7 protein-coding genes and 1 pseudogene are annotated in these 11,198 nt (G+C 73.3%); all 8 read left to right on the top strand.

The window, feature by feature from the left end; genetic code table 11:
- The first annotated feature begins 6 nt into the window (after window positions 1-6).
- Window positions 7-1,239, top strand: coding sequence for an arginine deiminase (locus RND61_RS19280; protein WP_315879246.1), 1,233 nt, complete (start codon window positions 7-9; stop codon window positions 1,237-1,239).
- A 238-nt stretch (window positions 1,240-1,477) separates the two neighbouring features.
- Entirely contained in the window at window positions 1,478-2,497 is a 1,020-nt protein-coding gene (argF, locus tag RND61_RS19275; RefSeq protein WP_315879245.1) for an ornithine carbamoyltransferase, read from the top strand.
- Between the two features lie 394 nt (window positions 2,498-2,891).
- Complete coding sequence (locus tag RND61_RS19270) at window positions 2,892-3,605, top strand: maleylpyruvate isomerase family mycothiol-dependent enzyme (protein ID WP_315879244.1); 714 nt, start codon at window positions 2,892-2,894, stop codon at window positions 3,603-3,605.
- 616 nt (window positions 3,606-4,221) lie between these two features.
- Window positions 4,222-5,901 (top strand): aspartate-alanine antiporter, encoded by a 1,680-nt coding sequence (gene aspT / locus RND61_RS19265; RefSeq protein WP_315879243.1) that lies wholly within the window; start codon window positions 4,222-4,224, stop codon window positions 5,899-5,901.
- Between the two features lie 15 nt (window positions 5,902-5,916).
- A pseudogene (locus tag RND61_RS19260) lies at window positions 5,917-6,339 on the top strand (aspartate-alanine antiporter-like transporter); the annotation flags it as partial.
- A 23-nt stretch (window positions 6,340-6,362) separates the two neighbouring features.
- Complete coding sequence (locus RND61_RS19255; RefSeq protein ID WP_315879242.1) at window positions 6,363-8,015, top strand: bifunctional aspartate transaminase/aspartate 4-decarboxylase; 1,653 nt, start codon at window positions 6,363-6,365, stop codon at window positions 8,013-8,015.
- A 317-nt stretch (window positions 8,016-8,332) separates the two neighbouring features.
- Window positions 8,333-9,715, top strand: a complete 1,383-nt coding sequence (locus RND61_RS19250) for an alkaline phosphatase PhoX (protein WP_315879241.1) — start codon at window positions 8,333-8,335, stop codon at window positions 9,713-9,715.
- Window positions 9,716-9,975: 260 nt separating this feature from the next.
- Entirely contained in the window at window positions 9,976-11,142 is a 1,167-nt protein-coding gene (locus RND61_RS19245; protein WP_391653745.1) for an ROK family transcriptional regulator, read from the top strand.
- The last annotated feature ends 56 nt before the right edge of the window (window positions 11,143-11,198 follow it).

Below are 11,198 nucleotides of genomic sequence, written 5' to 3'. Positions count from 1 at the left end.
GGGGGAATGGGATTCCACGTCGATTCCGAGACCGGGCGCCTGCGGCGCGTCATCCTGCACCGCCCGGACCTGGAGCTGAAGCGCCTCACCCCCAGCAACAAGGACGCCCTCCTCTTCGACGACGTGCTGTGGGTGCGCCGCGCGCGTCACGAGCACGACGGGTTCGCCGACGTCCTGGCGGACCGCGGCGTGGAAGTGCACCTCTTCGGCGACCTCCTCCGCGAGACCCTCGAACTGCCCGCCGCCCGCCAGCTCGTCCTCGACCGGGTCTTCGACGAGAAGGAGTACGGCCCCCTCGCGACCGACCGCCTCCGCTCCGCCTTCGACGCGATGGAGACGCCGCAGCTCGTCGAGGCACTGGTCGGCGGGATGACGAAACGCGAGTACCTGGCCGGGCACGCCGAGCCGACGTCCGTCCGCCTCCACGTCATGGACCTGGACGACTTCCTCCTCCCGCCCCTCCCCAACCACCTCTTCACCCGCGACACGTCGACGTGGATCTACGACGGCGTGTCCATCAACCCGATGCGCTGGCCGGCCCGGCGGCGGGAGACGGTCCACTTCGAGGCGATCTACCGGCACCACCCCCTCTTCACGGGGCCGGAGGCGGGCCCGTTCCACCACTGGTCGGAGGGGCAGGACGACTACCCGTCCACCATCGAGGGCGGCGACGTGCTGGTCCTCGGCAACGGCGCCGTCCTCATCGGCATGAGCGAACGCACGACCCCGCAGGCCGTCGAGATGCTCGCGCGCGGGCTGTTCGCCGCCGGTTCGGCACACACGATCGTGGCGCTGGACATGCCCAAGAGCAGGGCGTTCATGCACCTGGACACGGTCATGACGATGGTCGCGCCCGACACGTTCACCAAGTACGCGGGTCTCGGCATGCTCCGCTCGTACACGATCGAGCCGGGCGAGGGCGGGCAGGTCCTCAAGGTCACCGACCACCCGCCCGAGCACATGCACCGCGCCATAGCGGAAGCGATCGGCCTGCCGTCGATCCGCGTCCTGACGGCCACGCAGGACGTGCACGCGGCGGAGCGGGAACAGTGGGACGACGGCTGCAACGTCCTCGCCGTCGAGCCGGGCGTCGTCGTCGCGTACGAGCGGAACGTCACCACCAACACCCACCTGCGCCGGGAGGGCATCGAGGTGATCGAGATCCCCGGCAGCGAACTCGGCCGGGGTCGCGGCGGCCCGCGCTGCATGAGCTGCCCCATCGAACGCGACGCCGCCTGACCCCTTCCTCCCCGCCCACCCCGCCCGTCTCCGTGTCCCGCCCGGCCCCGCCCGGCCCCGCGCTCGTCCGGCCCCCGCCCGTCTCCGTGTCCCGCCCGGCCCCCGTCCGGCTGCCCCGTACCGCCGGCGACGCCCGCACCGCGGCGGGCCCCTCACCCCGCCTGAATAAGAATGCCAGCTATCGTATAGACTTCCATCTTCATTCGTCCTACACCTGCCCGCAGATCCAGGAGCGTCCATGGCCCCCGACCTCACCGGCCGCCACTTCCTCAAGGAGCTGGACTTCACCGCCGAGGAATTCCGCGGTCTCGTCGACCTGGCCGCCCACCTCAAGGCGGCCAAGAAGGCCGGCGCCGAGGTCCAGACGCTGCGCGGCAGGAACATCGCGCTGGTCTTCGAGAAGACCTCCACCCGCACTCGCTGCGCCTTCGAGATCGCCGCCGCCGACCAGGGCGCCTCCACCACGTACCTCGACCCGTCGGGCTCGCAGATCGGTCACAAGGAGTCCGTGAAGGACACCGCGCGCGTACTGGGCCGGATGTTCGACGCCATCCAGTACCGCGGCGACAGCCAGGAGACCGTCGAGGAACTGGCGCGGTACGCGGGCGTCCCCGTCTACAACGGGCTCACCGACGACTGGCACCCCACCCAGATGCTCGCCGACGTGCTCACCGTCACCGAGCACACCGACAAGCCCTTGGACCGGGTCGCCTTCGCCTACCTCGGTGACGCCCGCTACAACATGGGCAACTCCTATCTCGTCACCGGCGCCCTCCTCGGCATGGACATCCGCGTCGCCGCCCCCCGCGCGTACTGGCCGACGGAGGACGTCGTCGCCCATGCCCACAAGCTCGCGGGGGAGAGCGGCGCCCGCGTCACGCTCACCGAGGACGTCGCGGAGGGCGTCGCGGGCGCGGACTTCGTCGCCACCGACGTGTGGGTGTCCATGGGCGAGCCCAAGGGTGTCTGGGACGAGCGGATCGCCGCCCTCCGTCCGTACGCCGTGACGATGGACGTCCTGCGCGCCACCGGCAACCCGGGGGTGAAGTTCCTGCACTGCCTGCCCGCCTTCCACGACCTGGGCACCGCGGTCGGCCGCGAGATCCACGAACGGCACGGCCTGACGGAGCTGGAAGTCACCGACGAGGTCTTCGAGTCGGCCCACTCGGTCGTCTTCGACGAGGCGGAGAACCGCCTCCACACCATCAAGGCCCTCATGGTCGCCACCCTCGCCGGTCCGGACCTCCCGAAGCCCTGACCCCGGGCGCGCCCGCGCTCCCCGCGCCTGCCCGGGCCGTTCGCGACAGCGGCGACCGGTTCAACGCCCTCCACTGCGCTGCCCGCGCCTGCCCGGGCCGTTCGGGCCCGCCCGTGCTGACCGCACCTCGACGGTCTGGCCCCCGTACCCCAGTGGTCTGGACGGCCGCGCCCCGGCGGTCGGGATGTCCGGGCTCCGGCGGTCCGGCCTCCCGCACTTCGACGCTCTGGACGGCCGTGGTCCCGGTCGCGGGCCCCGTACGGTCCGGCCGGGCCGCCACCGCGCCACGGCTTCGGGGGTCCCTGCCCGGGCGGGCGGAGGGCGACCGCCGGAACCGAACGGGATACCGTGATGCGGACTTTGTATTCCGCATGACGGATTTACCGTAGGAGGCATGGTGCAAGAGCGAGACATCCTGATCCCCGTGGCCGAGTCGACCCGCCGCTTCGTCGCCACCGTCAGGTCCCTGAACGACCGGCAGGTGGCCGGGGAGACGCTGGTGCCCCCGTGGACGCGCGGCCACGTCATCACCCATGTCGCACGTGCCACCGACAGCCTGTGCCGGTTGCTGACCTGGTCCCGCACGGGTGTGGAGACGCCGCAGTACGCGAGCATGGCGGCGAGGGCGGCGGAGATCGAGGCGGGAGCCGGCCGGCCGGTCGACGAACTCGTCGCCGACGTCCTCGACAGCGCCGCCCGCTTCGAGCGGGAGGTACGGTCCCTCCCGGCGGCGGCCTGGCACGCCGAGGTCCGCATGCGCACCGGTGAGCTCCGCACACCGGCCACCCTGATCCCCACGCGCCTGCGCGAACTGGAGGTCCACCACGCCGACCTGGCCGCCGGCTACTCCTTCGCCGACATCCCGCCCGACACCGCGCGCTGGATCATCGACGACCTCGTCGAGGCACTGCGCCGCCGCCCCGACACCCCGGCCCTGCGCGTCGAGGCCACCGACACGGACCTCGCCCACAGCCTGGGCTCCGGCACCGGCCCCACGGTCACCGGCCGGCAGTCCGACCTGCTCGCCTGGCTGACGGGCCGCTCCCCGGGCACCGGCCTCTCGGCCTCCGGCACCGAGGGGGTGCCGGCCGCCCCCTTCTGGATCTGACGGCGGCGGCACCCGCGCACCCGCGCACCTGTGATCCCGCGCCCCCGGGTACCCGTGGACGGCTTCCTTCCCGTCGGGGAGCTACTGACGCGCGGCCCCGCGTCCCCAGGGTCTCGCGGTCCCGCGTTCCCGCGCACCCGCACCCGCGCGGGGCGACCGGTCCGCGGCTGCGGCTTCCAGGTCGACGACCACCGGCGCGTACCCGCCCCGCGCCCGCACACCTCCGCACCCGCGCATCCCCGCATCCGCACCCGCGCATCCCCGCGCCCGCGCACCTCTGCACCCGTCCCCGCGATCCCCGCCCCCGCCCCGCGCCCCCCACGCGGCGAGCCGGTGCCGGGAGGGCCGCCTCACCCGCCCGGCGCACTCCACATGGTGGGCGTCCGGCCCCGTACCGGAGAGTCGGAACCACACACGGAGCGGCGCGGCTTCACGCGCCACCGGGCGGAGAGGAGGCGCGTGAGGGCACGGCCGCCGGACAGCGCACCGGGCGCCCCGCCGCCGGCCCCACCGGAATCCGGCGGGGGAGACCGCCCGGCGCACCGGAGTCCCCCCTCCCCGCACCACACGGCCGTGCCGTGCCGCGGCCTTCGTACCCCGACCCCTCCGAGGTGCCATGGGTGTCATCAAGGACCATCCCGAGCTGGCGCTCTTCCTCTGCCTGGCCGCCGGCTACCTCCTCGGCAAGGTGCGCGTCGGCCCGATCGCGCTGGGAGGGATCGCCGGCACGCTGATCGTCGCGCTGCTGCTGGGCGCGTGGACGGGGGCCGAGGTCGCCGACGACGTGAAGACGGTCTTCTTCGCCGTCTTCATCTTCTCCCTCGGCTACATGGCCGGGCCGCAGTTCTTCGCCAACCTCAACCGCAAGGGCCTGCGGTTCGGCGTGCTGTGCCTGATCGAGCTGGTCTGCGTGGTCTCGATCGCGTACGGGCTGGCGAAGGCGTTCGACCTGGACGTCGGCACCGCCTCCGGCATCCTGGCCGGCGCCGCCACCGAGTCCGCGGTGGTCGGCACGGCGACCGAGTCGATCGGCAAGCTCACCGGCCCGACGGCTGAGCAGATCGCCCACTACCAGGGCAACGTGGCCACCGCCTACACGGTCTGCTACCTCTTCGGCCTGATCACGATCGTGCTGTACAGCAGCCAGATCATGCCGATGATGATGCGCATCGACCTCCAGGAGGCGTCCCGGGAGCTGTGGCGGAGGATGCGCGGCGGCAGGGAGACGCTGGAGAGCGACGAGCTGCCCGGCCTGCCCGGCATGGTCGGCCGCACCTACCTGGTGACCGCGGGCGACGGCATGACGGTGGGCGAGCTCGGGTCCCGGGACGGCGGCCTCGTCACGGTCGAGGCGGTCAAACGGGGCAGCAGGACGCTCACCGTCGAGCCGGACCTGCGGCTGTCCCTCTCCGACCTGGTCCTCGTCGTCGGCCGCCGCGCCGCCGTGATCGACGCGGGCAGGCGCATCGGCCCCGAGACGCCGGGGATCCCCGGCCTGGAGACCCCGCTGGCCACCAAGCAGGTGGCCGTCACGGAGAAGGCCACGGCGGGCCTGACCATCGACGAGGTGCGCGCGCGGCACCCGGAGTTCGGCGACTCGGGGGTCTACGTCACCGAGGTCGTCCGCAACGAGCAGCACATGCCGGCCTCGGGGGAGACGGTGCTGCAACGCGGTGACGTGCTCACGCTGGTGGGCGCCCGGTCGGCCCTGGACCGGCTGGTGAAGAGGATCGGCGCGGTGGTCAAGAACGACGCCGCCGACTTCATCTACATCGGATTCGGCATCGTCGCCGGTTCGCTGCTCGGCCAGGTCGTCGTCCGCGCCGGGGACGTGCCGCTGTCCCTCGGCACCGGTGGCGGTTGCCTGATCTCCGGCCTGGTCTTCGGGTGGTTCCGCTCCCTGAAGCAGACCTTCGGGGCCTTCCCCGTCCAGGCCGCGACGACGCTGAAGGACATGGGCCTGGCGGTCTTCATCGCCTGCACCGGCCTGACCTCCGGCCCGCAGGCGTGGCCGCTGCTGAAGCAGTACGGCGCGTTGCTGCCGTTCGCCGGCGTCGCCATGGTGCTGATCCCGGCGACCCTCTCCCTGGTCGTCGGCCTGAAACTCCTGAAGATCGAGAAACCGCTGCTGATCGGTGCGATCGCGGGCCAGCAGTGTTCGACCCCGGCGATCACGGCGATCAGCCAGGTCGCCCGGTCGACGGTGCCCCTGCTCGGCTACACGATCACCTACACCCTCTCCAACTTCCTCCTGCCGCTGACCGGCCCGGTCCTCGTCGGCATCCTCGGCCACTGAGAGGAGCCGCCCCGAATGATCGACTTCCTCGGCCGCAACGTCTTCCACCCCCACCCCGAGCTGCTGGTCTTCCTCACCGTCGCGCTCGGCTTCCTCGTCGGCAGGCTGCGCTACCGGGCGATCGCCCTCGGCTCGGTGACGGGCTGCCTGATCGTGGGCCTCTTCCTCGGCGCCCGGTTCGAGGTGGAGATCGCCGACACGGTCAAGAGCCTGTTCTTCATCGTGTTCCTGTTCGCCCTCGGCTACCGGGTCGGCCCGCAGTTCTTCCACGGGCTGAGGAAGGACGGCCTGCCGCAGGTCCTCAACGCCGTGGTGGTGTGCGTGACCGGCCTGCTCGTCTCCCGGGCCTTCGCCGCGATGCTCGGGTACGGCCCCGGCCTCTCCGCCGGCCTGCTCGGCGGCGCGCTGACCCGGTCCGCGGTCATCGTCATCCTCCAGCACTGAAGGAGCAAGGAGCCCCCATGCCGAAGACCACGTTCTCCCGCGAGGAGATCCGGGCGCTCGCCCGGCTCTCCCCGTTCGAGCTGAAGGACACCTTCATCCGGATCGCCGAGGAGTTCCAGGCGCACCAACCGGGCCAGAAGGACAAGTCGAGCGTACAGATGCTCAACGCGGGCCGGGGCAACCCCAACTGGGTGGCGACCGGGCCCCGCGAGGCGTTCCACGCGCTCGGCTACTTCGCCCTGTCGGAGTCGCGCAGGGTCTGGACGGCCGACAACCTCGGCGGCATGCCCGAGCGGAAGGGCGCGGGCGACCGCTTCGACGCCTTCGTGCGGCAGCACCCCGAGCTGCCCGGCATCGACCTGCTGGACAGGTGCGTCTCCTACGCCCTGGACCGCTTCGGCTTCGACGAGGACGCCTTCGTCCACGAGCTCGCGGACTCCGTCACCGCCGACAACTACCCCGTCCCCGACCGCATCCTGCCGCACACGGAGGAGGTCGTCCGCGCCTACCTCGCGGACGAGGTGTTCGCCGGGCGCCCGCCGGAGGGCAACCGCCTGAGCCTGTTCGCCACCGAGGGCGGCACGGCGGCGATGTGCTACGTCTTCGACTCCCTCGTGCAGAACGGGCTGTTGCGGCGGGGCGACCGGATCGCGCTGATGGTCCCGGTCTTCACGCCGTACATCGAGATCCCCCGGCTCGACGCGTACGCGTTCGACGTGGTCCTGGTCAACGCGAGCAGCATGGCCGGGACCGGGGTGCGGGAGTGGCGCTACCCGGCCGAGGAGGTCGCCAAGCTGGAGGACCCGAGCATCAAGCTGGTCTGCCTCGTCAACCCCTCCAACCCGCCCTCCCTGGCCCTGAGCGAACGCGTCACGAACCAGCTCAAGGAGATCGTCGCGACGAAGAACCCCCACCTGCTCGTCGTCACCGACGACGTCTACGGCACCTTCGTCGAGGGGTTCCGCTCGATCGCCGCCGACCTGCCGCGCAACACGCTGCTCGTGTACTCGTACTCCAAGCACTACGGCGCCACGGGCTGGCGGCTCGGCGTGATCGGCCTGCACGACGACAACGTCGTCGACGAGATGATCGCGGCCCTCCCGCAGTCCGAGAAGGACCGCCTGAACGAGCGGTACGGCTCCCTCAGCCTGGAACCCGAGAAGATCGGGTTCATCGACCGGCTCGTCGCCGACTCCCGCCAGGTCGCCCTCAACCACACCGCGGGCCTGTCGCTCCCGCAGCAGGTGATGATGGTGCTGTTCTCCCTCTTCGGCCTGCTGGACGAGGGGCAGGCGTACAAGCGCAAGGTCCGCTCCATCGTCCGCCAGCGCCTCGACCTGCTCCTCGAAGGCGCCCACATGAAGATCGCCGACGACCCCCGGCGGGCCGGCTACTACATCGAGCTCGACCTCCTCGCCGAGGCCGAGCGCGTCCACGGCGAGGAGTTCGCCGCCTACCTGCGGGAGAACTACGAGCCGATCGACCCGCTGTTCCGGCTGGCCGGGCAGACCGGGGTCGTCCTCCTCAACGGCGGGGGCTTCGACGGCCCCGAGTGGTCGGTGCGCGTCTCCCTCGCCAACCTCGACGACCTCGACTACCTGAAGATCGGCCACCACCTGCGCGACATCTTCGCCGACTACGCGGCCGAGTGGCGGGCGTCCACGTCCTGATCCGCTCCCGCCGTGCGCCGCGCGACCCCCGCACGGTCCGGTACCGGCCGGCAGGGCCGCCCCGGGCCGCCCCGGGCGGCGGGGCGGCCCGGGGTGCGTGCCCGTGGTTCGCCCCGTGCGGCGCGGAACCGCGCACCGGCCGTGTGCGGTCACCCCGGCGGGTGAACCGCGCGGCCTCCCGATCGGCGCGGTGACCGGGCACGACCAGCCGTCCCCGGAGCCGTCGGAAGAAGCGGGGAAAGAGGGGCTCCTGGTGATCAACCGGCGTGGTATACACGGCGGACCAATGTCCTGTCCGCCAGCAGGAAGGTCGTCCGATGTCCTCAACACCCGCGACACGGCGCCACTTACTCACCCGTGCCGGGGCGCTCGGAGCCGGCATCGCCCTCTCCGGAGCCGTCTCCGAACTGTTCGCCGCGGCGCCCGCCGCCGCGCTCCCCCCGACCGACGCGGGGTACGGGCCCCTGGTGCCCGACCCGGACGGGCTGCTCGACCTGCCGGAAGGCTTCTCCTACCGGGTGCTCTCCCGGGAGGGCCGACCACTGCGCTCCGGCGAGGGCCCGGTCCCGTCCCACCACGACGGCATGGCCGCGCTGGCCGACCGGCGCGGGCGCGTCCACCTCGCCCGCAACCACGAGAACGGCACCGTCGCCTCCCACGGCGTGCCCAAGGTGGAGGGACTCACCTACGACCCGGCGGCCGAGGGCGGCTGCACCGTGCTGACCCTCGACGGGCCGGACGGCGAAGTCCTCTCCGAGCGCGTCGGGATCGCCGGTACCGCGGCCAACTGCTCCGGCGGGCCCACCCCGTGGGGCACCTGGCTGACCTGCGAGGAGAACGAGTCCAAGGCGGGAACGGCCGGTTACGCCAAGGACCACGGCTTCGTCTTCGAGGTCGACCCGGAGAACCCGCGGCGCAGCGGCGCCGAACCGCTGACCGCGATGGGCCGCTTCCAGCACGAGGCGGTCGCCGTCGACCCCGTGCGCGGCGTCGTCTACGAGACCGAGGACGCCTTCGTCGCCCCGTTCGGCCTCTTCTACCGCTTCCTGCCGGCCAGGCCGAGGGGCGGCCCCGGGTCGCTGCGGGCGGGCGGCCGGCTGCAGGCCATGCGCGTGCCGGGCCTCCCCGACCTGTCCACGGTGCGGGAGCCCGGCGCCTCGTTCGACGGCGTCGAGTGGGTGGACGTACCCGATCCGCTCGCCGTCGCCACGCCGACCCGGATGCAGGACTACGGCCCGCGCGGCATCACCCGGGGCCAGAAGCTGGAGGGCTGCTACTGGGGCGGCCGGTCCGTCTGCTTCGTGTCCTCCTACGCCCGCACCCGGGAGGGTTCGGGCGCCGACCACCACGGCCAGGTCTGGCGCTACGACCCGGCCGCCCGCCGCCTCACCCTGGTGATCGTCTTCGGCCCGGACTCGGACGTGCGACTGCCCGGCGAGTCCCCCGACAACATCTGCCTCGCGCCCGGCGGTTCGATCATGGTCTGCGAGGACGGCCGCGGCGCGCAGCACGTCTACGGGGTGACCCGGCGCGGCGAGGTCTACGCGCTGGCCCGCGGGCGGCAGAACATCGGCACGCCCGAGGCGCCGGAGTGGGGCGAGTTCGCCGGCGTCTCCTTCTCCCCCGACGGCGGCACCCTGTACGTCAACTGCTACGAGCCGGGCACCACCTTCGCGGTGACCGGCCCCTGGCGCAGGTAGCCGGGGCGCGGCCCGGGCCGGGGGCGAGGGCCACCAACGCCCCGCCCCCCGCCCGCGTACGGCCCCGGACCGGGGGACCGGGCGCACCGCGCACGGACGCCGCCGACGACGCGCGCGGGCCCCGGACACGGCGGAGACCTCCGGGCGGCGGGCCGGGACCGCGGCCCGTTCACCGGCCCCCGGGGAGGGGACACCGCGCGTGGTAGGGTCCTCCGCCGGGCGACGGCAGTGACACGGCGGAGACCTGGAAGGATTCCGGCATGCCCGCATCCCCGAGCACCGCACGAGCCATCAACGACCGGCTCGCCCTGCGGCTGCTCCAGCGTGAGGGCCCGCTCACGGCGAGCCAGCTGAAGGCGTTGACCGGCCTCTCCCGGCCGACCGTGGCCGACCTGGTGGAGCGGCTGCAGGAGTCCGGTCTCGTCCGCGTCGTCGGCGAGGCGGGCGAGCAGCGCCGCGGCCCGAACGCGCGGCTGTACGGGATCGCCGCCGACCGCGCTCACCTCGCGGCCCTCGACGTGCGCACCAAGGGCATCTCCGTCGTCGTCGCCGACCTGCTGGGTGCCACGCTCGCCGAGGCCGCCCTTCCCATCGGGAGCGACACCGGCACCGAACCGGCCGTCGAACAGGCCGTGGCCCTGCTGGAGCGCACGGCGCGCGGAGCCGGCGTGGACCGGTTGCACAGCGTCGGCGTCGGGGCGCCGGGGCTGATCGACCCCGGCACGGGCGAGCTGCGGGACTCCGTGAAGCTGCCCGCCTGGCACCGCAGGCTCGTCGTGGCCCTCCAGGAACGCCTTTCGGCGGCCGTGCTCGTGGAGAACGAGACGAACCTGGCCGCCGTCGCCGAGCAGCGCCTCGGCGCCGCGCGCGACCTGGACGACTTCGTCCTGCTGTGGCTCGGACAGGGCGTGGGCGCCGCGGTCGTCCTGGGCGGCGCGCTGCGCCGAGGCGCGTCGGGCGGCGCGGGCGAGATCGGCTTCCTGCCGGTTCCCGGCACCGGCGGTCTGCCGTCGGCCACCGGCTGCGGCGCCGGCTTCCACACGCTCGCCGGCGCGGCCGCGATCCGCGAACTCGCCCGGGTCCACGGCATCGACGGCGACGCCGAGCAGGCGGTGCGCGCCGCGGCCTCGGACGAGTGCGACGGCGGACCCGCGGACGCCTTCCTGGACGCGCTCGCCGAGCGGCTGGCCGTGGGGGTCGCGGCCGTGGCCGCCGTGCTCGACCCCGGATGCGTGGTCCTCGGCGGCGAGGTCGGCCACGCGGGCGGTACGCGCCTGGCCTCCCGCGTCGAGGCGCGTCTGGGCGCGCTGTCCCCGGTGCGCACGCGGGTCCGCCCGGCGGAGCTGGGCGGCCAGGCGGTCCTGCGGGGCGCCGTCCTCACCGCCCGGGACGCGGCCCAGGCCGAGCTCTTCGCCCCGGCCCCCTGAGAGCCGCGCGCCCGGAGAAGCACGTCGGCCGCGGGGGGGGCCCCCGGGGGGCCCCC

Origin of the sequence: Streptomyces tamarix (assembly GCF_032423885.1) — a bacterium.
Taxonomy (GTDB): domain Bacteria; phylum Actinomycetota; class Actinomycetes; order Streptomycetales; family Streptomycetaceae; genus Streptomyces; species Streptomyces tamarix.
Note: the sequence above shows the minus strand (reverse complement) of the source record. Positions and strands in the feature narration are given on the sequence as shown.

Bases quoted from the DNA above. Each gene is read 5' to 3' on its own strand.
- RND61_RS19280 (WP_315879246.1), top strand. From the start codon at position 7: ATGGGATTCCACGTCGATTCCGAGACCGGGCGCCTGCGGCGCGTCATC.
- argF (WP_315879245.1), top strand. From the start codon at position 1,478: ATGGCCCCCGACCTCACCGGCCGCCACTTCCTCAAGGAGCTGGACTTC.
- RND61_RS19270 (WP_315879244.1), top strand. From the start codon at position 2,892: ATGGTGCAAGAGCGAGACATCCTGATCCCCGTGGCCGAGTCGACCCGC.
- aspT (WP_315879243.1), top strand. From the start codon at position 4,222: ATGGGTGTCATCAAGGACCATCCCGAGCTGGCGCTCTTCCTCTGCCTG.
- RND61_RS19255 (WP_315879242.1), top strand. From the start codon at position 6,363: ATGCCGAAGACCACGTTCTCCCGCGAGGAGATCCGGGCGCTCGCCCGG.
- RND61_RS19250 (WP_315879241.1), top strand. From the start codon at position 8,333: ATGTCCTCAACACCCGCGACACGGCGCCACTTACTCACCCGTGCCGGG.
- RND61_RS19245 (WP_391653745.1), top strand. From the start codon at position 9,976: ATGCCCGCATCCCCGAGCACCGCACGAGCCATCAACGACCGGCTCGCC.